Source organism: Paraburkholderia sp. SARCC-3016, assembly GCF_031119615.1.
Classification (GTDB): Bacteria; Pseudomonadota; Gammaproteobacteria; order Burkholderiales; family Burkholderiaceae; genus Paraburkholderia.
Genome location: NZ_JAVHZD010000001.1, coordinates 378,701 through 402,306 on the forward strand (window position 1 = coordinate 378,701; position 23,606 = coordinate 402,306).

Here is a 23,606-nt window from a genome sequence, read left to right on the forward strand (position 1 = left end):
ACAGGCGAAGTTCGGCTGCAGCCACCGTCAGTCACCGTTGCATAGCGGCCATTCACGCGAGGATGCAATACCTACCGACCAGCACAGTGCCATCCAATTCGGGCACATCCTTTTGAAGGAAGCGACAATCATGGCAACGTATCTTGTCAATCACCTGCGGATTCCCGGCGACGTCCCAAATGAAGCCGGTCTCTCGTATCTGGAGCAAGTGGAGGCGACCGTAGTGCCGTTCGGTGGCCGGTGGCTTGCACAAGGCCAAGGCGACATAGTCGAAGGCGCCTGGCCGGGTTCGGTGGTGCTGATGGAGTTTCCAAACCGCGAGGCGGCGGATGCCTAGTATAACTCGCCGGCGTATCAGGCTATCCGTCCATTGCGAACCAAAAATGCCATTTCCGACATCATCCTGATCGATTCGATGCCAGAAGGCTTCACAATCAAGGCTTTCGCCGAAGGAATTCGCAACGCCGTGAAGCCCGCCTGAACGCATGAACGCCGATCCGTACCGGCTTCGGCGTTCCGACCTGACTCAGGGAGTCACTCCAGGCCAATTCGATGAGGAGGGGACCGCGCGAACAGGTCACGACTCAGTATCAACACACTCAGTCACCCTAACCTGTTAGGCGTTTGGCGATCTACTACATTCCAAGCCAGTTGTACCATTCACAACGAACTCCGTGGCCGGAGCGCGGACCTTACTTTCCTTGCTTTGACTATGGTAACGGAGCCGCCCCACCTAGCGAGGTTGACCAATAGGCGCACCATCGGCTTCTGAGGCCGACAAGTAACACGTCACCATGGTGAATTTGATTTGCAATGAAGCCTAGTCCAACCAATACCGTTGCCCTGCAGTTGCGCGGGCGGCGGCTGTGCCGCGCGCCGTGTCGAGAGGTCATCGGCGAAAGCGGAGACGGCGAAGCCGGGCAGGCAGTCAAAGCCGGCAAGCACGGAATGCGCAGAGTGCGCGGCAAACGCGTGCGCGGATCAAATCGGCTGCTGGTTCGCACGTATCTCACTGGGCCGAAGCCGGCGGTCCCATCCGGTACTGTTGCTGCCACATCATGTTGTTCATCATTTCCTGCTGCATATGAAGATACTGGTCGGTCATGTATTGACGCTTGCGCAACTGTTCGGGCGTCATCTGCGAGTAGTAGCCGCCCATATGCCCCCAGCCGCCGCCGCAACAGCCGGGACCGGCGCCTCCCATCATGCCGGGTCCCATCCGGCCGTAGCCCATCATTCCGGGGCCCCACATGCCGTGCATCGTGCGCATCGCTCTCTGCATGGTTTCCCAGTGCTGCTGCAGAAGCTTCTGACGTTCCTGGGGATCCTGAGTGTTGCGGATCTTGTCCATCTGCGCCTGCATGACCTTCATCTGCTCCTGAAACTGAGCCAGATTCTTATCGAACGCGGCCGTATCCGGGCTTTGCTGGCTGGAACTGTCTTGAGAGCCAGCCGCGTCCTTCGATGCAGCAAGCAGCACGGGCGAAGTCAGGGCGGTGAAAAGTGCGAGGATAAACACGAATTTTTTCATGTGGCCTCCAGATGCGTTGCGTGTGACGAGCGACAGGTTTCGTCGCTGATTGCAGCTTATTCGCGGGCTCGAACTCTGGCTTGACATGCATCAAGCGGAGCAAACCGCGAATTCTGCTTCCCGGACGCCGCCGCCGATTCGCGCGCACGAGGTGCGAGACTTCGCGCATTCATGTCCCCTCGCCGAGCGTGTGGAACAGTTCGTCCTCCTGCGCGCAATGCAGACGGACGATGGCATCGAGCCCGTACAGCAGCCGCTGCAATTCGCACACGACAGCGGCATCGGGGCCTTCGGGGCGAATGTCCTCGGTCATGTGCCGAAGCAACCGGGCAATCCGGAATATCTCGCGATGCGTTGCGCTCATTGCGGCCATCGGATCGTCGCCGCCCACCAGACGCGCGAGGTCCGGATACACCTGCAGATCGTCACGTTGTTCATGCGGCACGAGCCGAAGCTCGAGCAAATCGTTCAAGCGCGCGAGTGCGCCCGCGACCGAGGCGGCGGGCAAGCGCGGCAACGCGTCCGCCAGTTCCCTGATCTGCTCCATCACGGGACCGAGTTCGACATGCTCGCGTTTCAAACGGTCTGCATCGCTACCGGAAAGGCGGGCCGCCTTATTTGCCGGTCGTATCCGCAAGGCGCGCAACGCATTCGCGATGACTGCCACGTCGATGACCTCCTGAATGATCGCGCCGAGGAGAGGAGGCAGAAACCCGAACGCCGCGACCCCCATCGCTGCACACGAGAGAACCATGCCTGCGATCACGCTCTGAAGCGCGATTCGTCTCGTTCGGCGGGCTACCCGCAAACCATCGACGAGTCGATCCAGCCGGTCGACGAGCAGCACCACGTCGGCTGCCTCCGACGATGCCGCCGCGCCGCGCGCGCCCATCGCGACGCCGACATCGGCAGCCGCGAGAGCGGGCGCGTCGTTCACGCCGTCGCCGATCATGATGACCGTGCCTTCGCGCCGCGCCGCCCGAATCGCTTCGAGCTTGTCCGATGGCGTTTGCTCGGGCCGCACTTCGGTCAGGCCGAGCGTCGCGCCGATGGTCTCGGCCACGTCGCGTCTGTCGCCCGTCAGCATGATCAGGCGCCGGATGCCTTCGTGCCGTAACAGGCGCAGCGCGCGCGGCGTCTCGAGGCGGATCTGGTCGGCCATCTGCAGCGCACCCGCGATCGCGCCGTCCACGCCGACGAATACAGCGGAGGCACCCTCGTACGCCACGCGTTGAAGAAACGCCGCGCTCCATGAGGCAGGGGACGCGTGTGCCGATACATAGGCAAACGAACCCATTGCGACAGCATGGCCTTCGACCTCGCCGCGCACGCCTGCGCCCGGCTGCTCGTCGACGTGGGCCGGCGCCGACAGCACGAGATTGCGCTCGCGTGCGGCCGTCACGACGGCTTCCGAAATGGCATGCGCGGACGCCTGCCCCAGAGACGCCGCGTAGCGCAACACGGTGCTTTGCGACACGTCCGGTCCGGTTTCGATCGAAACGAGCCGCGCGCGTCCGCTCGTCAGCGTTCCCGTCTTGTCGAAGAACAGCACCTCGGCGCGCGCCAGTCTTTCCAGCGCGCCGCCGCCCTTGATCAGCACCCCGCGTCGCGCGCAGCGCGACATGCCCGACACCACGGCGACAGGCACTGCAAGAATCAGCGGGCACGGCGTAGCCACCACGAGCACCGCGAGTGCGCGATTCACGTCGCCGGTGACGAGCCAGCTTCCGGCGGCCAGCGCCAGCGCGGCCAGCACGAAAAACAGCGCGTAGCGGTCGGCAAGACGCACGGCTGGGCTGCGCTCCTGTTGCGCGGACCTCACCATGCGGACGATGGCGGCGAATGTGCTATCGGCGGCGCGCGCGGCGGCGATCATCTCGAACGCAGCACCGGCGTTGACGATGCCGCTCTTCACCGATTCGCCGGACGACCGGAGCTGAACGGCCGACTCGCCGGTCAGCGACGATTCGTCGAGCTGCGCGTGGGCCGCCAGCGACCCATCGACCGGCACGAACTCGCCGCCGCGCACCAGCAGACGATCGCCGGGACGCACGACGTCCAGCGCGACCGTGCGCCACTCGCCGGCCTCGAAGCGGTTGGCATAACGCGGCGCGCGGTTCAGCAGGGCGGTCATCTCGCGACGCGCCCGCTCCTGCGCGTACCGTTCCAGCGTCCGGCCACTCGCAAGCATCAGCGAGATCACCGCCGCCGTCAGAAATTCGCCGAGGCCCAGTGCAAAACCAATGGCAAGCAGGGCGAGCACGTCGATGCCCGCTTCACGCCGGCGCAACGCTTGAACGATCGATATCGACAACGCCAGCAGGACCGGCAATGCGCCGGCTGCCCATAGCAGATCGGCGATCGCGCGCTCGCCGAGCGCGGCCAACGCGAGTCCGATCAGCAGACTGCCTGCCGAGACGAGCAGCAACGCGAGATCGACTGAGGGTAAGCGGCGTGCCATGAACCAGTTTACGAACCCGGCCCGCGCATTCGCTTGACGCGCATCAAACAGGCGGTGTTCCGGCGAAGTCGAGATGAGGCGGCGGTCACCCGTCGCCGGATGCCGGCTGCGATTTGCCCTCGTGCGCGGCGAGCATGGCTTGCCATTCGCGCCAGACGACGATCAGCGTCGACATCACGAGCGGGCCGACAAAAAGACCGATCAGACCGAACGCCGCGATGCCGCCGAAGATGCCGAAGATAACGAGCAGAAACGGCAGTTTCGAGGTGCTGCTGATCACGAGCGGCCGGATGATATTGTCGATCCAGCTCACCGCGAGCATGCCCCACAAAAGCAGCCCGATGCCCGCCCACAGGTGCCCGTCGATGATCAGCGATACGCCGACCGGCACCCAGATGAACGGCGAGCCGAACGGCAGCAGCGCTGCCGCGGCGGTCAACATGGCGAGCAGCAGCGGCGCGCCGACGCCCGCTGCCCAGTATCCGATGCCGGCGAGCGCGCCCTGGGCACAGGCCGTCAGCACGGTCCCGAAGACAACGGAGCGGCACACCTCGCCGATCGCGGCGAGATAAGCGTCGAGCCGGGCGCCGAGATACGGTTTCAACGCGTGCCGCACCTGCCCGAGCATCGTCTCGCCATCGCGATAGGCGAAGAACAGCGTGAGCACTGCGAATCCGAGCTTCACGGCGTTTCGGCTGACACTGCCCGCGACCTGTACCGCCTCCTTGCTCCACAGCGCGAATTGCGCCTGCCAGCTCGAGGGGTCGTGCGCGAGGCTGTCCCGCAAAGCCTGCAACGTCGTGCCGAGCCACGGAATCGAAGCCAACGCGCGGTCGTTTTCCGCGAGCCATGCTGCGCACGCGCGATAAAACGCCGTGGCCTCGCGCATCAGCGGCACGGAAAGCAACAGCATGGGCACGAGCAGGCCGATCGTGAAGGTCGCCGTGACCAGCAAGGCCGCGCACGAGCGGCGATTGCCCGCTGCGATTCGCACGCGCTCGTAGATCGGCCACGTCAGGTACGCGATGATGCAGGCCCACGCCACCGGAACCAGGAACGGACGCAGCACGATACCGCCGAGCACGACGAGGCAGCCGAGAAGCACCGCGAGCACGGCCTGCTTACCGATCGGTGTGGTCATGTGTTTTCCGTGCGGGCAGCACGCTTCGTGGTATGTCCGGCAGAGCGACGCCGCAAGCGGTAGATCAGATTGCGCCGCACGAGATACTTCTCGAATTCGACGAGCACGAATACGACCATCGACAGGGCCAGCGTGATGGCGAGTTCGGCGGGATCGAGCGCGGTCGTGTCGAGCAGCGCGCTGAGCGGCGGAACGTAGATGGCTGCCATTTGCAGCGCGACCGTCAGCGCGACCGCGCCGAGCAGCGGAAGATTCGAGCGCAATCCTTGCGCGAACAACGATTCGCGCTCGGAACGGATCGCGAGCACGTGACCGAGCTGCGAGAAGGCGAGCACCGTGAACGTCATCGTCTGCCATTCGGCGAGGCCGGCGTCGAGGGCCCATGCTTGCATTGCGAGCGTGACGGCCGCCATCGCCAGACCGACCCACACGATGTGCTGCCACATGCCATGAGCGAATACGCCCTCGTCGGGCGGGCGCGGACGCCGCTGCATGATCGTCGGCTCGGCCGGCTCCGCGGCGAGCGTGAGGCCGGGCAAGCCATCGGTGAGCAGGTTGATCCAGAGGATATGAATCGGTAGCAGCGGCACCGGCAAGCCGAACAACGGGGACGCCGCGACCACGCAGATTTCGGCCGCGTTGCAGGTCAGGACGTAGCGCAGGAATTTCCGGATGTTGTCGAAGATTCGCCGGCCTTCCTGAACCGCGGCCACGATGGTCGTGAAGTCGTCATCGAGCAACACGAGGCTCGCGGCCTCGCGCGCGACGTCGGTGCCGGTCTTGCCCATTGCCACGCCGATATCGGCGCGCGCGAGGGCGGGCGCATCGTTGACGCCGTCGCCCGTCATCGCAACGTAGTGGCCGCGTTTCTGGATCGCTTCGACGATGCGAATTTTCTGTGCCGGGTCGAGCCGCGCAAAAACCTTGACGTGCCCGATCCGCGCAGCGAGTTCGTCGTCCGTCAGTGCGGCAAGCTCGCGCCCCGTCATCGCCGTGTCCGCGCCGCCGAGCATGCCGAGCGAGCGTGCGATCGCCTCGGCCGTGACCGGATGATCGCCCGTGATCATGACCGGCGTGATGCCGGCCGACAGGCAGGTCGCGATCGCCGCGGCCGCGCCGGGCCGCAGCGGGTCGCGCATGCCGACGAAGCCGAGCAAGGTCAGGCCGCGTTCGACCTCGTCCGGCGCGCTGCCGGCCGCGGGCAGCGACGGCCATGCGCGCCGCGCGAGCGCGAGCACGCGCAGTCCGTTCGCGGCCATCGCGGCCGCCGCGGCGAGCCACGCGGCGCGGTCAAACGGTGCGCCGGCGCTGGCCGCGACGTTGCCATCGTCGCTTGCGATCGACGTGCATCGCTCGACAATGGCCTCCGGCGCGCCTTTCGTATATGCGACGAAGCCGTTTTCCGCCGTGCGATGAATCGTCGTCATCCGCTTGCGCTCGGGGTCGAACGCGAACTCCATGCATCGCGGCATCGATGCCTCGAGGCTGCGCCGGTCGAAGCCTGCGTCGGCGGCCGCGCGCCATAGCGCGACTTCGGTCGGATCGCCGGCAGGCGCGCCGTGCGCGTCGCCTTCGGCGTCGTTGCTGAGCGCGGCGGCTGCCAGCAGCGGCGCGGCCGTGGCACCGCACGGGTGAAGCTCGACCACGCGCATCTCGTTGCGGGTCAGCGTGCCCGTCTTGTCGGTGCAGATGTAGCTGACCGAACCCAAGGTTTCGACGGCAGGCAGTCTGCGCACGAGCGCTGCGCGCCGAGCCATGTTGCGCGCCCCGAGCGCGAGCATGACCGTGACGACGGCCGGCAGCGCTTCGGGAATGGCGGCGACGGCAAGGCTCATCGCCGTCAGCAGCATCAGCAGCGTCGCTTCGCCGCGCAGCACGCCCGAGGCAAAGATTGCCGCGCACACCACGAGGATGCCGATCGCGAGCTGGCGCCCGAACCTGGCAAGACGCGTTTGCAGCGGCGTTGCGACGGCGGGCACCTGGGCGAGCAGCGCCGCGATATGCCCCAGTTGCGTATCCATGCCGGTCGCCACCACGATGGCGCACGCGCGTCCATAGGTGACGATCGAGCCTTTGAAGGCCATATTCGTGTGATCGGCGAACGGTAGTCCCGCGTCGTCGAGCGCGGCGACGTTCTTTTCCACCGGAATCGCTTCGCCGGTCAGCGCGGCTTCGCTGACTCTCAGTTGCGGCGCCTCGATCAGGCGCACGTCGGCCGGCACGGCGTTGCCGGCTTCGAGCAGGATGACGTCGCCCGGCACGACCGCTGCGGCGGGAACCGTCGAGCGCTTGCCGTCGCGGACGACGACCGCGTGCAGCGCGGCGAGGCGCTTGAGTTCGAGCATCGCGCGTTCGGCGCGAAAGTCCTGAACGAAGCCGATTGCCGCATTCAGCACCACGATCGCGACGATCACGATCGCGTCTTCGACGTCTCCGAGCAGGCCCGACAGAATCGCGACCGCGATGAGCACGAGAATCATGAAGTCGCGAAACTGAGCGGCGAACATGGCGACGAGGCTGCGCCGCTTCGCTTCGACGATCTGATTGGGCCCATACCGTTGCAGACGGCGCACCGCTTCCTCGTCGCTGATGCCGTTCGCTGCATCCGACTCGAAATGTCGTGCGACCGCCGCTGCGCTCTGCGTGTGCCAGGGGGCGCTGCTGAGGTTTCCGGTGGCGGACATCGCTGATACGTGTCGACGCCCGCTTACTGCGGGCGCCGCGGGCAGTTGCTGCAAAGCCGGGTGATGCCCCGGCGAGCGGGGTCGTCCCAATAGAAGCGGAGATCGACGCCGCCTGTGCGGGGCACGGCGACCTGTCTTGCTTCGGTAACCTGATGGTCGCGTGCGCTGACCCGGTAGCTGCCCGCGGGCAAGCGGACAAACAGGAACGGCCCATCGGTGCGGACCGCGAGAACCGTACGTTCGCCGGACGAGATCCGGACATCGACGTCCGACAGATACTGCCCGGTCTTCGACGCAAAGGTGAGACGCAGGTTATACCTCGGCGCGGCCTGACGGAACGCATGCGCCTCGTCCTCGCCCACGCCGCCGGTGATGTAGGTGACGCCATTGCGTTCGACGGGCGCGAGCGGCGTCTGCGCAAACGCGGGAATCGCGGCGAGGAAGCAGCAAACAACTAACAGGTGGAGGATGCGCATAGCAATGTTCGACATGGAACACTCCGGGCGAGCATTCACGGCCGCCACGGCTACCCGATTGACGGTTCAGCCTCGAAGCACGCGACTCGTGAGCGACACAGGCGCGAAGACCGTACTCGAAGGACGAGCCCGGAAGCAGGACGTATCTTTGCCCAGGAAACGGTACTCCGGTAGATGCAGGATGACCTGCCGGAGCGGTGACGACCTTGACATGCATCAAGTGCGATGCGGGTCAGCGAGCCGCATTGCGAGTCGTCGACCGTGCGGGTCGGCCGCCGTCGCCGATCAGAACCCGCCGCTTGCCAGCAGGTGGCGCGTATGCAGATAAGTGAGCAGCGCCCAGCGGCAAAGCGCAAGCGCGACCAGACACGAAACGAGCGCGAGCGCTGTCCTTGCGACACCGGACGGCGCCGGCGCCGGGCCGAAGTCGTTCGCCTCGCGCGGGCCGGATGGAAAGCAGAGGATCGGCAGCAAAAACACGCCGACGAGCGGGATCGACAGCGTCTTGACCGACCATGCGGGAAAACCCAGATCTCTGAGGCGGCGCGTGGACGCACCGTAGAACAGTGCCGCGAGCGCGGCACCAAGCAGTGCCATGACGAAATTCAGGCCGGCAAGACCGATGCGGCCCGTGGCGGCGAACCGAACGCAAACGAGGACGGTAAGCAGCGACCATGCGATCACGCCAAGCGACATCACGATCAGGTAGCGGCCCGCGCCGAGACGGCCGTTCGCGATAAGCGAGTCAGCCTGGAACCTGCACGCTGCGAGAATCTTCGACATCACCGTTTTCCCTTGCCGGTATAGGTGAACGCTTCGCGATGATAAGCCGGATGTCGAGGTTAACGGCGGGTGCTGCGGAAAAATTAGGGATGCGGAGCGCATCGTTGCATCGAGGCGCTCCGCGCGTCCCCTGACGCGACGCCGAGTCGTGTCGCGTCAGCTCGTCGTCTCGAGATGGATCATGCGGCGTTCGATCTCGGCGAGATCCCTGGCCATCGCGACGTATTCTTCGCGGCGGTCCTTGTCGGCCTGTTCGATCCACTCGGTCAGTTTGGTCATAAGGTAGGCAACCATCGCAGTCTCCAACGTGTTGAGTCGGTAATGCAGATCGTACGGCGCGACAATGAGCGCAAAGTTAGGACACGGAGACAGGCTCGGGCGTGGGCTTGCGCCGTCCGGCGAACACGTCGAAAAGCAGCGCGCCCGCGACGATCAGCGTGCCCGCCAGCGTGACCGGTTGCCACTGATACGCGGGCGACAGCATCGACAGCATGAACGACAGCACCGGCTGCAGCGCCATGCAGATCATCAGCGTCAATCCGTCGGTCTTTCGCACCGCGAACTGCAGCAGCAACAGCGGCAGCATCACGCCGATCGCGGCGACCGCGACGATCGTCAGCACGTCGGCGGGCGCGGGAAACGCGAGGCTGCCGGCACTGCCCGCGCCACCTTCGAACGAAAGCCACAGCAACGCCACCGCAATCGTCAGATAGAACCGGTGCGCGAGGATCGATGCGGGCCGCCAGCCGCTCCCGGCGAGCTTGCGAAACGAGCCGAGGATCAGCGTCGAAGCGGCGCCGGCAATTGCCGCGGCGATCAGCGCGAACACGGTGTGCCACGATGCGGCCGCGGCGCGCTCGAGTTCGACCGGCACGAGCAGCGCGCATCCGCCGACAATGCCCGCGCACACAACGAGCTTCGTCGCACCGGGCCGCCTGTTGGCTGGCCGCTCGCGCCTCTGCCGTGCCGCGGACACGACCGCAACCAGCACCGCGATGCCGATCTCGATCGCACCGACCGCCGCCGGCGACAAATGCTTCAATGCATGGAAGAAGCAGATAAACGCAACGGCCGTCCATACGTTGACCGACACGATCGCCGCGCGCGAGCCAGCCGGCAGCCGGCCGCGCGCGACCACGAGGAACACGCCCGCGACAACGCAAAAACTGATCAGCAAAAACTGCGCGGGCGCGATCGCAGCGAGAAAGGTGCCGTACATCACCTTGCCCACCGATTGCAGCAACACGGCAAGGAACGACAGCGCATGGGCGGAGGTCATGGCGCACTGTCCGATTCGGTTGCGAGCGCAACTTTCCGCTGCGTCTGCGGTTGCGCCTGCTTCGCGATTCGTTGCGCTGCCGCGTTCGGCTCAGATGCAGACTCGGATGCGGTCCCGGCTTCGGGCACCGGTTCGGGCACGATCGCATACAGCGCATGAGCGGCTTCCCATGCGCGAAATTGCGCGATGTCCATGCGGATCTGCATCGGGTCGTCGTGGATCAGATAGACGACGCCGCCGCAAAACAGCGAATCGGAACTGCGCCAGACGCGCGCGCCGGGTTCGAGGGGCCGGTAGTGTGCATGAAACGACGGCAGTTTCGCGAGCCTGTGCAGTCCGTGCGTCGATGCGACATGGCCGCCCTCGCCGAACACGAAGAACACTTTTGCGAAGTGGCGCGGGCGCTCGTAAGTGTCGCGCCCGGCCGGCTCATTGCGGTACCGCGCGACGAGCTGGTCCGCGAAGCAACTGGCCTGCGTCGGCAGTCCCGCTACCGCGTACGACGGCGCATTCATCATGCCGCCCATCAGCCGCGCGCCCGTTTCGATCAGCGCGGGTCCTGCTTCGGTAAGCCGCAGCTCGCTATGCGCGGGGCCGTTTTCGATGCCGAGCGCCGTGATCGCGCGCTTCGTATAGTCGAACAGCGCCGCGATTTTCGGCGCCCTGGGGTCGAGCAGCGTCATCGAGCACATCGCGTTCGACGCGCCGCGCACGTTGCGATAGTCGACGTGCCATGCGTCGGTCACGCGATGCATGCCGTTTTCGCTGACCGTATTGACGATGTATTGCGGCCCTTCGAGATACGACTGGATCACGAGGCTGTCGTTGAATCCGCCAAGCAGGTTGTCGCGGTACAGCGCCGCGTGCACCGCGCGGTCGATGTCCATATGGTCGTAGCAGAACACGACGCCGTCCGAGCCCGCGCTCAGCAGAGGCTTCACGACCACGGGCCACTTGCCGTGATTTCTTGCCCATTCGTGCGCTTCGTCCGCCGACGTGATGCGCGCCTGCTGCGCGGCGTGCAATCGATGCGCGCGCAACTGGTCGATCATGTCGAACTTGTTGCGGCGCGCGCTCAACGTGTCGGCGCGATTGGTCGGCAAGCCGAGCGCGAGCGCGAGCGATTCGGCGTACGTCACGCCCCATTCGGAGCCCGCGACGATCGCATCGAAGCGCACCGACGGCAGCCGCGCGAGCGCTTCGCGTACCGTGCCGAGATAGCCGAGATTGGCCGCATACGGCGTTGCATCGAAACACGGCGCCGCCAGCTTCGGGATCTGCTGCGTCGAGCGCAGATGAACGCAGATTGCGCCGCGCTGGTTCAGTTCGCGCACGAGTTCGCGCCCGGTCGAGTAACCGTCGACAATCAGGATCAGTTTGCCGCTTACGCTTGCCATGATGACGTCTCCTTGACGTTTCCTGCATGAGAACCGCGATATGCGCGGTCATGGAGATAAGGTCGGTCCGCTCGCATTGCATTGAAGCGCTTGCCTGACTTCGGCGGGCCGGATGCGAGAGACGAAAGCCTGTGTCAGCAATGTAAGAGGTGAAGCGCCGGTTCGAATATTCGAAAAAACATTGCGAAACGAAGAAAAAGCGGGCGGGCGCGGCACGGGGAATCTTCCGCGGAAAGAGGCAGCAAGCGGCTTCGAACGCCCGCTCGCGATGCTCATTCGCAACTCATTCTTCGCCGATACGATGCGCAGCATCTACGCATCGGACGAAGGTCGGGTGGATCGTATGAACTACAAGCACCTTTATTACCTGTGGATGGCCGCGAAGCACGGAGGCATTGCGGGCGCTTCCGCGCGACTGCATCTGACGCCGCAGACCGTGAGCAGCCAGATCAAGCTGCTCGAAGATCGCGTCGGCTGCGCGCTGCTGCGGCGGCGCGGGCGGCTCGTCGAGCTGACCGATGCCGGGCGCGTCGCCGCCGGCTACGCGGCAAAGATCTTCGCGCTTGGCGCCGAGCTCGAACGCGAGTTGCGCACGCCCCGCCGTGGCGCCGATGTGCTGCGCGTCGGTATCGCCGATTCGATTCACAAAACGATTGCATGCCGGCTGCTCGAGCCGGCCGTGTCGTCGCACGAGGGATTGCGCGTGGTGTGCCGCGAGGGCAATCAGACGGCGCTTGTCGGTGCGCTCGCCGAAGATCGGCTCGACGTCGTGCTCTGCGATGCGCCGTTGCATGACGAAGGGCGATTGGGCGCGCGCAGCGACAGGCTCGGTTCGACCGGCATGTCGGTCTTCGCGACGTCTGAACTGGCGGAACCCCGTCGTGAGTCCGCGTTTCCCGCATGCCTCGCGCATATGCCGATGCTGTTGCCCGGTGCGGACAGCATGCTGAAGGCGCGCCTCGATGCGTGGCTCGATTCGAACGGGCTCGCGCCGCCGATCGTCGGCGAATTCGACGATGGCGCATTGATGGTCGCGTTCGCGGGAGAGGGCAAGGGTGCGATCGTTGCGCCGTCGATGCTCGAAGCGTCGTTGCGCGCGCAATATTCGCTGCTGCCGGTCGGGCGCATCGACGAAGTGCGCCACGACTTCTATGCGATTTCGCTGGACGGACGTGGCAAACATCCGGCTGTCGGCGAGATTACGCGTGCGGGAAGGCGATTCGAGTTTTGAAACCGTACGCGTCTGCGTGGATAATCGAAGGCCTCCCCCAGATGACGGAGCGCCAGCGATGCAGGTTTATGGAAGACGCAGTTCGATCAACGTGCAGAAGGTGGTCTGGTGCCTCGCGGAACTGGGCGTTGTCGAAGGACGCGACTATCAGCGCATCGATGCAGGGCTCGAGTTCGGCGTCAACGACACGCCCGACTATCTCGCGATGAACCCGACCGGCCTCGTGCCGACGCTCGTCGATGGCGAACACGTGGTGTGGGAGTCGAATACGATCCTGCGCTATATCGCCGCGACGCGCGCGGGCGGCCATGCGTTGTATCCGGCCGATGCGGGCGAACGATCGGAGGTCGAGCGCTGGATGGACTGGCAACTCGGCACGTTGTGGGCGACGCTGCGTGTCGCGTTCGTCGGGCTCACCCGCACGCCCGAGCCGCAGCGCGACTATGACGCGATTCGCGGCGCGTTCGGGGACGCGGCGCGATTGCTGCGCGTGCTCGACGGTCACCTGGCGCAACGCGCGTTTATCGCGCTCGAGAGGTTCACGCTCGCGGATATCGGCGTCGCGCTGGCGGCGCATCGATGGACGATGCTTTCCGAGCGCTTCGCTGATGTGCTGGGCGCGGAGCCGGCGATGCCGTCGGTCGCGCGTTGGCTCACGCAGGCAAAAGGCCGCGAAGGCTTTTCGATCGCTGTTCCCGCGTAACGACGCAGATCGCGAACGCCGATCAAAGCGAATCGGCTGCGAGCACGATAATCGCGATCAGCGAAACGATGAAAATCGTCGCGCCGACCGTGCGCTTGCGATTCAACTCGGTCCACAGAATCACACCGGTCAGCGAAAGCAGGATCAAACTGCCCGCGATCGAATCGGCAAGCAGAATCCAGCCGACATTCGCGCCCTGCGAGCGATGCATCGCTTCGAGCACGCCCACGAGACCCTGCTCGCGCCGTTCGACATGCACGAACGTGCCGCCTTTCCAGTAGTCGGCGTCGACCAGATAGCGCGGCGCGATAAAGCGCACGGTCCAGTGCTCGGGCTGCGTGACCGACTGGTCGCCCCAGGTAACGGGCTTCGCCGGTTCGCGCTGAACGCGCAACGCGGGGCGGTCGACCTTCAACGTGTCGTGCGCCCACTTCGCAAAGTCGCGCGGCGAATGAAATGCATCGGCCGCGACCGGCAACTCGACAGACGATACCTCCGGTCCGCCGGCCTTGATCTTCATCACGGCGCGGTGATTCTGCAGAAAGCCGGTGACGCCGAACAGCAGGCCGAGCGCCGCGCCCCACAGCCCGACCCATCCGTGGATCTTGCGCAGCCATTTCAGGAACTGGCTGCGTCGCGAGCGCGTCGAGTTGCCGGCACCGCGCGCGGCATTGAGTTCGGAGTCCGTGACGACACGGGTGGTGGGCGTATTCATTGACGTTTCCATAGATTTAGAACTCGAGCGTCGACTCCAGTTCGAGCGTGCGACCGAGGCCGACGCCGATCTGGTTCGATCCCGCCGCGCTCCAGTAACGCCGGTTCGCTGCGTTTTCCAGATTCGCCTGGAACGACACGCGCTTGCCGTACACGCGAGTCGCGTAGCGCAGTCCCGCGGTGAGCAGCGTGTAGCCGCCGATGCTCGCCTGATCGGCGCTATTCACGGGGCGCGGCCCGACGTAGTAGATGCCGCCGTTGACGGAGAACCCCGCGAGCACCGGCACGCGATACTCGGCGAACAGGCTCGCCGTGACATGTGGCGTGTTTTCAGGCGTCTTGCCGATCAGCGTCGGATCGGACGAATCGATCTGCTTCGCGTCGAGATAGACGGCCGACGCGGTCAGCGATACGTCTCTCGTCACATCGCCTTGCACCGAAAATTCGATGCCGCGATAACGTGCATTGCCGTCGAGCGCGAAGATGTTGTCCGCGTTGGTTTCGGCGGCGGGCTGGCGCAAGTTGAACAACGCGAGCGAGACGAGCGCGCGATCGGCAAGCCGCGTGCGAATGCCGACTTCTTCCTGATGGCTGACGGCGGCCGGCAGGATCTGGTTCGCATTGGCCGCGGTGGCCGGCGCGCTGCCCGCCGATTCGAGCGCCTCGACGTAGCTCGCATAGACGCTCGTGTCCGGCAGGATCCGATAACTGATGCTGCCCGACGGCGAGGTGCGGCTGATGTCCTGATTGGGCGTGCCCGCTTGCGACGAGATGTACTCCGAACGACGTACGCCCGCGACGACCTGCAGTCGCGAGGTCAGGTCGATCTGATCGAACGCATACGCGCCGCCGTTGCGAATGTGCTGCGCGAAGAACTGTTTGGGCGCTCCGCCCGGCGTTAGCGTGGTCACCGGAACCGGGTTGTAGAGGTTCTGCGGCGCGGTGAAGAAGAACGTCGTGAAGTCGGGCTGGAACAGCCAGTTCTGCGTGAGGCCGAGCGTCAGCGTATGGCCGATCGGGCCGGTATGAAACGCGCCGACCACTTCGAGCCGGACGTTCTTGTTCTCGTACATCTGGCCGTTCTGCTCGCTCGCCTGCACACTGCCGGCGCCCGTTACGACGTTGTATTTCTGGAATACCCATGCCCAGCGGTCGCGCCGCGTGATCGACTGACCGAGCGTGAAATTCGCGCTCCAGTTCTCCGAGATCGCATAGTCGGCGCGCACGAGCTGCGACGTGGCCGTTGCGTTGGTCGGATGCGCGTTGCTGACGAGCAGCTTCGACGGGTCGGGCAGGGCGGGCAGCGGAATGACGCCGTTTTTCCCCGCCGCGAGCGGTGCGATACCGGCCTGCTCGACGACGCGCGTTTCGATGTGCTCGAGGTCGTACTGCAGCTTGAGCTGCTTCGTGACCTGCCAGTCGAGCGCGGCACTGATGAACTTGCGATAGCCGCGGTCGCCGTCGATCGGCGTCTCGACGTGTTGGTCCATTGCGTTCACACGAATGCCGAACTGGTTGTCCGGTCCGAAGCGCCGTGCAATATCGACGGCCGCGCCGATCGAGCCGTTCGAATCGCCGAGCGCGGTGATGCTCGTCACGGGCTCGCTGCCCGCGCGTTTCATCACCATGTTGACGATGCCGGCCGGCACCGTGAAGCCGTAGTAAAGCGCGGACGCGCCTTTCAGCACTTCGACGCGCTCCTTGTCTTCGGTCGGCATCCAGATGTTGTTGTCGATCGGCAGCACGCCGTCGATCAGAAAACTCGAGCGGTTGTCGAGCGCGATGCCGCGCACGGACAGGTTGTCGTACGCGAGGCCGTTCAATTGCTGGCGCACGACGCCGGGCACATTGCGCAATGCGTCGTAAAGGCCGGTGTCGCCTTGCGCGTCCATCACGCCGCGCGTGACGACGTTGATGGTGGCAGGCACGTCGAGCGCATCCATGCCCTTATACGGTCCGGTTTCAACCGACGCCGGCGCGAAGCCGTTTGTCTTTTCGCCGACTACCTTGACGGGCGCGAGCTGTTTCGTGTCGTCCATGTCCTGCTTCCGGGCGTCAGCCTCCGGTGCGGAAACTTCCGCGGCCTGCGCGATAGTGCCGACGAGGCTCGTCGCCAATACGACGCTCAACCATCGCGCTTTCGTCCGAGCCGGCATGCGCCCGCTCAGTCCGTCTTCAATCATTCCTTTTCCCCGTGTTCCTCTCGTCACGCTCGCAGTGCAGCCGCGCCAGGCAACGAATGCCAACAAAAACCTTACATTCTTATAGTCATGCAAGAGGCGCTATGGTAATGCGAATCGTTATTATTTGCATAAAAAATGGCGTGGGAATGACATCTGCGATCCGATCGTGCAGTGCGAAAAGCTGTGGAGATGAAGGTTCGCGCCATGTCGGCGAAGCCTCGCGATCGACAAAAACTTCACGCACGCACGACGAAAAGTCGATGGCGGCGGCGAAGTGGATTTCCTATCCTTGCGATTCAACAACCGCACCATACAGCGCAGACGCGTCGCGCAATCGACTGCCGCGGCGCCGCGAGGAGACCCCCGTTCATGCGGCAGCTTGCGCACGCGTCCATCGAGGCGCGCACGATCGCCCGAATCTCGGGACGCATCGTCCCATTCCTTGTCCTTGCGTTCTTCGTGTCGTTTGTCGACCGTGTCAATGTCGGCTTCGCCGCGTTGCAGATGAACCATCAGCTCGGCTTTTCCGCGACCGTATTCGGCTGGGGTGTCGGCGCGTTCTTCGTTTCGTTGTGCCTGTGCGAAGTGCCGGCGAACCTGCTGATGGCGAAGGTCGGCGCGCGCCGCTGGATCTGCCGGATCATGATCAGCTGGGGGCTCGTGTCGGGCGCGACCGCGTTCGTGACCGGCGTGAAATCGTTCCTGCTGCTGCGCTTTCTGCTCGGCGTCGCCGAAGCCGGATTCTTCCCCGGCGTGATTCTCTATCTCGGCACCTGGTTTCCGCGCGGCAATCGCGCGCATGTGCTGAGCCTGTTCCTGATGGCGATGCCGCTCGCGAATTTTATCGGCTCGCCGATCTCGGGCGCGCTGCTCGGCCTCGACGGCACGCTCGGTCTGCACGGCTGGCAGTGGCTTTTCATCATCGAAGCGATACCCGCGGTGTCGATGGGCGTGCTGTGCCTTGTCGTGCTGCCCGACAATCCCGCGAAAGCGCACTGGCTCGCCGACGACGAACGCCGCTGGCTCGACGGGCGTCTTGCCGCGGAACGCAGCAGCGCGCCGGCTACGGTCGAGGCGCATTCGATCTGGCAGGTGCTGCGCAATCGGCGCGTGCTCGGCCTTGCGGTCGTCTATGCGGGTTCGGTGGGCTGCAACTACGCGCTTAGCTACTGGCAGCCGCAAATCATCAAGGCGTTCGGCCTGACCAACTTGCAGACCGGGCTCGTCAACGCGATTCCATTCGGTCTCGCGACCGCCGCGATGATCATCTGGGCGCGCCGCTCGGACCGCAGCGGCGAGCGCTTCTGGCATACGGCGGTGCCGCTCGCGGTGTCGGCGGCGGGCCTGATCGCGTGCATGTTCCTCACCACACTGGCGCCGACCGTGATCGCGCTGACCGTCGCGCTCGCCGGCTGCTATGCGGTCAAGGCGCCGATGTTCGCGTTGTGCGCGGAATCGATGTCCGAGAACGCGGCCGCCGCCGGCATCGGACAGGTCTGCGCGATCGGTAACGTCGCGGGATTTATCTGTCCGACGCTGATCGGCTGGATTCGCGACTTGACCGGCAACTTCCGCATGGGCCTGCTGCCGATGGTGGTGCTCGCGCTGCTCGGCATGGCCGTGACGCTTGCGCTCAAGCGCCGCCATCGCGTGCCGCCGCTGCCGCCCGGTCCATCCGGTTCACCTGGCAGCCGGCTGCAACAGGTGCGCTGACGTTCCAATCGATACCGAGCGATAAAGACGATGGACACCATCCAATTCCACGAAGAACAGGCTGGCGCCGCGCACCACGTCGCGGTCTGCGGTGCGCGCGATCGCGGCCGGTGCGCCGAACTCTTCTGCATCGAGGACGACTACACCGACGGCTGGCGCACGCCCGATACCGTGCTGTTGCTGCACGGCATTGCGGAGCGCGCCGAGACGTGGCGCGCGTGGGTGCCGCAACTGGCGCGCCGCTACCGCGTGTTGCGTCCGGACCTGCGCGGCTTCGGCCGGTCGAGCGCGCTGCCGGCGGGCTTCACGATCGCCGACTGGGCCGACGACATCGTCCAGATGATCGCCACACTCGAACGCACGCGCGTGCATCTCGTCGCGACGAAGCTCGGCGCGCTGATTGCGTTTGAACTCGCGCAGCGTCAGCCGCAATGGGTCGCGTCGATGACGCTTGCCGGCATGCTGCCGTCGCCGAACAAGGCGCTCGGGCCGTGGATCGACGACTGGCTCGCGATGGTCGAGGGCGAAAGTGGCAGCGAGGGCAAAGGCAAGCTCAATGGCAGGCTGAAACGCAGTGGCACGGACGGCGGCGAAGACGGCGCGGGTGGCGTCGAGCGCTGGGCGCGCGAAACGATGCCGGGACGCATGGGCAGCGCGCTGTCGCCGGCCGCGATGCAGTGGTGGACCCGCGCGATGGCGACGGCGCCGGCGGCGAGCGTCGCCGCGTGCTTCCGTCTGCTGCCGGGCATCGATGGCCCGAGTTGTCCCGAACGCGTGCAGTGTCCGACGCTTTTTATCGCGGCTGGCGCGCCCATTGTCGCGGATCGGTCGAGTTACGACCAGCGGCCGGCGGCCGCGGATCTGCAGCGATTGCGCGAGCGCGTGGCCGGATCGTCGTGGGTCGAGGTGCCGGCCGATTCGTACCATATCGCCGCGACGCATCCGGACGACTGCGCGCGCGAGGCGCTGGCCTTCATCGAACGTGTCGACGAAGCGCAAGCGGCTGCGATCGAGGAAGCTGGCGGCGCTGCGAGCATCGCCATGAACGGCGCCGCAGCGCGACCGGCTATCGAAACGAACCGCCCGGCGCCATAAGCGCCCGGGCACTGTCACTGCGGGGGCATATATGAAAGGATGGCGAGCGCGCATCGGGTTTCTGGTTCCACCCGGCAACCCGACTGTCGAGCCGGAAATGTTCGAGATGGCGCCGCGCGGCGTATCGGTGCATTTCACGCGAATGACCGCGCGCGGCGCAGCCGGCACGCATGAAGGCCAGGACGAGCGCAACCGCAGCCAGATCGAAAGCGTCGACGCGTGCCTCGAACTGCTCGCGATGGTCTCGCCGGATGTCGTCGTGCTGGCGCATACGGCGACCAGCTATACGCTCGGCCGCGAGGCCGAAGCGACGTTGATTGCGCGCGTCGAAGCGCAATTCGGGCTGCGCTTTATCACTGCGTTCGGTTCGGTGATGGCGGCCGTCGCCAGACTCGGCGTCAAACGCATTGCGTACGCGACACCGTATAACGAAGCGACGACGTTGCAAGGCGTTGCGCATCTGCGCGAACACGATCTCGACGTGGTCAGCCACGGCCGCCTCGACAACGTGCGCAACATTTACGAAGAAAACGACGAGCGTGCGTACCGGGTCGCGCGTCAGGTCGATCATCCGGACGCGGAAGCGATCTTTCTCAGCGGTGTCGGCATGCCGACGCTCGGTGCGCTCGAATGCCTCGAACGCGATCTCGGCAAGCCGGTGATCTCCGCCGCGTCCGCGATGATGTGGCACGCGTTGCGGGTCAGCGGCGTCGGCGATGCGGTCGACGGCTTCGGCCGACTGCTGCGCGAGCGCTGAGCATCGGAGTGCAGCGGTGCAGCGGCGCAGCGAGCATTCGCGATACGTTTCGCAGAGCGCTTGTTCCGACGCGATATCAGAGCAGCGAGACCGAAGCAGCGGCCGGTGGCGGCGCAGCCGTACGCGAGTGCTGCGGTAAAGTAGCGGCGTTCCAGATCGAAGCCGAAAGGAGAGCCGCTGCGATGCATCGCCTGCCCCCGCTCAATGCCTTGCGGGCGTTCGAGGCCGTCGCGCGCCAGGGCACGCTGACGCGTGCGGCCGAAGAACTGCACGTCACGCCGACCGCGGTCAGCCGGCATCTGCGCAATCTCGAAGAGTCGCTGAACGTGCGGCTGTTCGATCGCGAAGGCGGTCAATTGCTGCTCACCTCGCACGGCAAGACCTACGCACGCACGCTTGCGCGCGCCTTTGAAATGATGGGCGAGGCGACCGATCTGTTGTCGCAAGCGTCGGCGCGCACGCAGATCACGCTGCGCGCCTTCACGACGTTGCTCGTGCGCTGGATGATTCCGCGCCTGCCCGATTTTCAGCTCAGGCATCCGGAGGTGGACCTGCGTCTGACCACCGCTTTCGATGCGGTCGACTTCGGTCGCGACAAGGTCGATCTCGGTGTGCGCTACGGACTCGGCCAGTGGCCCGGCCTGCACGCGACGCGGCTCTTTTCCGACGAACTCGTCGCCGTCGGCAATGCGGCGATGCGCGATCGTTTCGCGGACCGGCCGCTCGTGGAAGCACTCGAGTCGTCGACGCTGCTCGTGCATACGCTGCATCTCGACGACTGGCCCGACTGGTTCGAAGCGGCGGGGCTCGAGGAGATCGTCGCGCACAAACGTCAGCCGTTCGACGACATGTCGCTGATCTATCAAAGCGCGCTCGACGGCATCGGCGTCGGCATGGTCCAGCGGCGTTATGTATCGCGCGACCTGGCCGAAGGACGGCTGCACCTGCTGTCGCCGGCCGTGCTGCGCCGCGAGCGCGGGTTTTATCTCGTGTGCCGCCAGGAAACGGCGTTGAATCCCGCGGTGCAGTCGTTTATCAAATGGATCGACGAGCGCCGCGACGATTGAGCGCGCGTCAGCGCGGCCCGATTGCAACGCGAGCGCGGCGTCGCGATGCCGCCGCCCGCTCGCGCCACCGTTGCTGTTACTTCTTTTCGCTGCCTTCGAGCGCCCATTCGCCGTCGCGCAAGCGGCAAATCGCGCCTTGCTGACTCAGCGTATCGAGTTCGAGCGCGATTTCACGGCCATCCGTGCTGCCGAGCGCCGTCATCAGTTCCATAAAGAACATCGGCCGTGACGCGAGCGCCTCGCGAACGCTGCCGAATGCCTTTGCCGATGCCGATGCGCCGGCAAAGCGCGGCGCGAACGCACGCCGCGTCTCGACTGTTTCGGGCCGGCCATACGGCGCGGTCAGATCGAAGCCGACCTTCGCGATGCTGTCGTGGTCGCCCGTCGTCGGGTCCATGTAGAACGGCGCGAAGCCTTCGAGCACGACGATGTCGCGATCGCTGCGAAAGCGCGTCGACATCGCCCATTCGACCTCTTCGTTCGAGAATACGTCGACGTCGTCATCGACGATATAGATGTACTTGAGCCGCGGAATCGACGCGAGCGCGGAGATCGCGAGCCGCGCCTGGCCTGGCGTGCCGCGCTTGAGCGCCACGCGCGCGCTTTGCCGCCCATTGGTGCCGGGCACCGCGCAAACGGCGGCGGGTTCGATGTTCGCGGCGCGCAGCAAGCGCCACATCTGCAGCTCGGAATTGAGGCCGCCGAGATTCGCCGATTCGGTCCAGCTCAGATAACGGCCGCTATGACGCACGGTTTGATGCAGCATGTCCTTGCGCATCGTGATTGCGGTGACATGAAACACAGGGTCCATATGCACGGGGCCGTAGTAGCCGTAGAACTCGCCGTACGGTCCTTCCTTCTCGCGATAGCCGAGTTCGTCGAAGTAGCCTTCGACGATCATCTCGGCGTCGGCCGGAGCGAGCACGCCGTTAGACAAGCCGCGCACCATCGGCACCGGCTCGCCGCGCAACGTTCCGACAAGGCCGAATTCGTCGACTGGAATGCGCAACCCTGCTGCCAGATAGTCGAGCGGATGCGAGCCGATCGCGAAGCTCGCCGGCAGCTTTTCGCCGCGCTCGACGCAGGCGAGGTACACGCGCTTCAGGTCGGATGGCTGCGACAGGTTCGCGCGCATCGTGTTGCGGCTGCGAAACATCAGGCGGCGGCAGCCGACGTTGGTGCGGCCCGTCGCGGGGTCGACGCTATAGTCGATGCCCGACGAGATATAGGGCGCGCCGTCGTATTCGTGCTGCAGGTGGAACGGCAGCTTCATCAGGTCGATGTCGTCGCCGGTGATCACCACTTCGTGCACGGGCGCGCTTGCCGACGGCACTTCGACCACCTTCTGCGGATTGGCCATGCGGCGCGTGTATTCGTCGATCACCCTGGTTTCGTCGACGCCGAACGCCATCGCAAGCCGTTTGCGGCTTCCCGATACGGCGGCGATCATCTCGAACTTCTCGTCGCCGACCTGTTTGAAGAGCGACGCCTTCGGCGTTTCGTCGACGCGCGCGCTCAGGTCCGCGAGCGAAACGGGTTCCTCGTGAATCGCGACTTCGCCGGCCTCGATCAGCTTCTCGACGAAGCGTCGCAGGCGGAATTTATCGAAGTCGAAGGGAGTATCGTGGTTGCTCATCGTTCGTCCTTGTTGGCTTGATCTTTCTGCTTGAGCATTTCGTTTGACGAATTGATCGTCGCGTGCAGGTTCTGCGCGTAGTCCACCGCGCCGCGAATCGGCATGTCGGGTGCCGAACGCAGATATTCCTTGGTACCGACGAGCGCGGCACGCGGCATGTTCAGCATCGATGCGGCGAGCGCGTCGCATGCCGCGTCGAGACCCGCGTCGGGCACGACCTCGCTGACGAGGCCATACGCATGCGCGGCCGCCGCATCGATCTCGCGCGTCGAATAGACGAGATACGCGAGTTCCTTGGCCGGCACGCGGTCGATCAATGCCGACATCACCATGGTCGGCAAGATGTTGTGCGCCATTTCGGGAATCTGGAACGTCGCGCTGCTCGCCGCGAGCGTGATGTCGCAAAGGGCCGCGATCGCGCAGCCGAAACCGTGTGCCCGGCCGCGAACGACGCCGATCACCGGCACGGGGGCTGCACGGAATGCGTCGTAGCAGCGGAAGATCACTTCGGTCCTGCGCCGCCGATCGAGCGCCTGCGGCTGGACGCCGCTGCGCTTGCCCATCGACATCCGGCCGCTGCAGAAGTCCGCTCCGGCGCCGCGCAGCACGACGAGGTCTGCGTCGTCCGCCGCCGTGTCGAGCATATCGGCCAGGTGGCGCGCCATGTCGTCGGACATCGCGTTGCCGTGCTCTTCGTTGTCGATCGTCAGTTCGAGGCAGCGTCCGCTAAGCTGCCGAATGATGTTGCCGCTCAT

The 23,606-nt window shown here is 65.2% G+C and carries 20 protein-coding genes; 7 read left to right on the forward strand and 13 right to left on the reverse strand.

Annotated features, from left to right (window positions below):
- Window positions 1-130: 130 nt before the first annotated feature.
- Window positions 131-337, forward strand: a complete 207-nt coding sequence (locus tag QYH69_RS01720; RefSeq protein ID WP_308830187.1) for a DUF1330 domain-containing protein — start codon at window positions 131-133, stop codon at window positions 335-337.
- A 672-nt stretch (window positions 338-1,009) separates the two neighbouring features.
- On the opposite strand, the gene QYH69_RS01725 is transcribed toward QYH69_RS01720, so the two are convergent.
- The 9 genes from QYH69_RS01725 to QYH69_RS01765 all read right to left on the reverse strand — a co-directional run bounded on the left by QYH69_RS01725 (window position 1,010) and on the right by QYH69_RS01765 (window position 11,752).
- On the reverse strand, window positions 1,010-1,531 hold the full coding sequence (locus tag QYH69_RS01725) for a hypothetical protein (protein WP_308830188.1): 522 nt from the start codon (window positions 1,529-1,531) through the stop codon (window positions 1,010-1,012).
- A gap of 169 nt (window positions 1,532-1,700) precedes the next feature.
- Window positions 1,701-3,992, reverse strand: a complete 2,292-nt coding sequence (locus QYH69_RS01730) for a heavy metal translocating P-type ATPase (RefSeq protein ID WP_308830189.1) — start codon at window positions 3,990-3,992, stop codon at window positions 1,701-1,703.
- An 85-nt stretch (window positions 3,993-4,077) separates the two neighbouring features.
- Window positions 4,078-5,133, reverse strand: a complete 1,056-nt coding sequence (locus QYH69_RS01735) for an AI-2E family transporter (protein ID WP_308830190.1) — start codon at window positions 5,131-5,133, stop codon at window positions 4,078-4,080.
- Complete coding sequence (locus tag QYH69_RS01740) at window positions 5,130-7,817, reverse strand: cation-translocating P-type ATPase (RefSeq protein WP_308830191.1); 2,688 nt, start codon at window positions 7,815-7,817, stop codon at window positions 5,130-5,132. Before QYH69_RS01740 ends, QYH69_RS01735 begins: the two co-directional genes overlap by 4 nt.
- Window positions 7,818-7,840: 23 nt before the next feature.
- Window positions 7,841-8,308, reverse strand: coding sequence for a carboxypeptidase regulatory-like domain-containing protein (locus QYH69_RS01745; protein ID WP_374992326.1), 468 nt, complete (start codon window positions 8,306-8,308; stop codon window positions 7,841-7,843).
- 270 nt (window positions 8,309-8,578) lie between these two features.
- Window positions 8,579-9,076, reverse strand: coding sequence for a DUF805 domain-containing protein (locus tag QYH69_RS01750; RefSeq protein ID WP_308830192.1), 498 nt, complete (start codon window positions 9,074-9,076; stop codon window positions 8,579-8,581).
- A gap of 156 nt (window positions 9,077-9,232) precedes the next feature.
- On the reverse strand, window positions 9,233-9,370 hold the full coding sequence (locus QYH69_RS01755; RefSeq protein WP_308830193.1) for a DUF3563 domain-containing protein: 138 nt from the start codon (window positions 9,368-9,370) through the stop codon (window positions 9,233-9,235).
- 61 nt (window positions 9,371-9,431) lie between these two features.
- Window positions 9,432-10,355, reverse strand: coding sequence for a hypothetical protein (locus QYH69_RS01760; protein WP_308830194.1), 924 nt, complete (start codon window positions 10,353-10,355; stop codon window positions 9,432-9,434).
- Window positions 10,352-11,752, reverse strand: coding sequence for an ATP-grasp domain-containing protein (locus tag QYH69_RS01765; RefSeq protein WP_308830195.1), 1,401 nt, complete (start codon window positions 11,750-11,752; stop codon window positions 10,352-10,354). Before QYH69_RS01765 ends, QYH69_RS01760 begins: the two co-directional genes overlap by 4 nt.
- Before the next feature lie 343 nt (window positions 11,753-12,095).
- On the opposite strand from QYH69_RS01765, the gene nhaR reads away from it, so the two are divergent.
- Entirely contained in the window at window positions 12,096-12,983 is an 888-nt protein-coding gene (gene nhaR / locus QYH69_RS01770) for a transcriptional activator NhaR (RefSeq protein WP_308830196.1), read from the forward strand.
- Window positions 12,984-13,041: 58 nt separating this feature from the next.
- A complete protein-coding gene (locus tag QYH69_RS01775) occupies window positions 13,042-13,686 on the forward strand; it encodes a glutathione S-transferase N-terminal domain-containing protein (protein WP_308830197.1) in 645 nt (214 codons plus the stop codon).
- Window positions 13,687-13,708: 22 nt separating this feature from the next.
- Here QYH69_RS01775 and QYH69_RS01780 read toward each other — a convergent pair whose 3' ends face one another.
- Window positions 13,709-14,401: a PepSY-associated TM helix domain-containing protein gene (locus QYH69_RS01780; RefSeq protein WP_308830198.1), complete on the reverse strand. Its 693-nt coding sequence runs from the start codon at window positions 14,399-14,401 to the stop codon at window positions 13,709-13,711.
- 16 nt (window positions 14,402-14,417) lie between these two features.
- Window positions 14,418-16,439 carry a TonB-dependent siderophore receptor gene (locus tag QYH69_RS01785; RefSeq protein ID WP_308830199.1) on the reverse strand — a complete coding sequence of 674 codons (2,022 nt, stop codon included), beginning with the start codon at window positions 16,437-16,439 and terminating at the stop codon, window positions 14,418-14,420.
- A gap of 513 nt (window positions 16,440-16,952) precedes the next feature.
- On the opposite strand from QYH69_RS01785, the gene QYH69_RS01790 reads away from it, so the two are divergent.
- The 4 genes from QYH69_RS01790 (at window position 16,953) to QYH69_RS01805 (ending at window position 21,215) form a co-directional block, all read left to right on the forward strand.
- Window positions 16,953-18,296, forward strand: coding sequence for an MFS transporter (locus QYH69_RS01790; protein WP_308830200.1), 1,344 nt, complete (start codon window positions 16,953-16,955; stop codon window positions 18,294-18,296).
- 30 nt (window positions 18,297-18,326) lie between these two features.
- A complete protein-coding gene (locus QYH69_RS01795; protein ID WP_308830201.1) occupies window positions 18,327-19,391 on the forward strand; it encodes an alpha/beta hydrolase in 1,065 nt (354 codons plus the stop codon).
- A 31-nt stretch (window positions 19,392-19,422) separates the two neighbouring features.
- Complete coding sequence (locus QYH69_RS01800) at window positions 19,423-20,148, forward strand: hypothetical protein (protein WP_308830202.1); 726 nt, start codon at window positions 19,423-19,425, stop codon at window positions 20,146-20,148.
- Between the two features lie 182 nt (window positions 20,149-20,330).
- Window positions 20,331-21,215, forward strand: coding sequence for a LysR substrate-binding domain-containing protein (locus QYH69_RS01805; RefSeq protein WP_308830203.1), 885 nt, complete (start codon window positions 20,331-20,333; stop codon window positions 21,213-21,215).
- A gap of 76 nt (window positions 21,216-21,291) precedes the next feature.
- On the opposite strand, the gene QYH69_RS01810 is transcribed toward QYH69_RS01805, so the two are convergent.
- Window positions 21,292-22,851 (reverse strand): UbiD family decarboxylase, encoded by a 1,560-nt coding sequence (locus QYH69_RS01810; protein ID WP_308830204.1) that lies wholly within the window; start codon window positions 22,849-22,851, stop codon window positions 21,292-21,294.
- A complete protein-coding gene (locus tag QYH69_RS01815) occupies window positions 22,848-23,606 on the reverse strand; it encodes an enoyl-CoA hydratase/isomerase family protein (RefSeq protein ID WP_308830205.1) in 759 nt (252 codons plus the stop codon). Before QYH69_RS01815 ends, QYH69_RS01810 begins: the two co-directional genes overlap by 4 nt.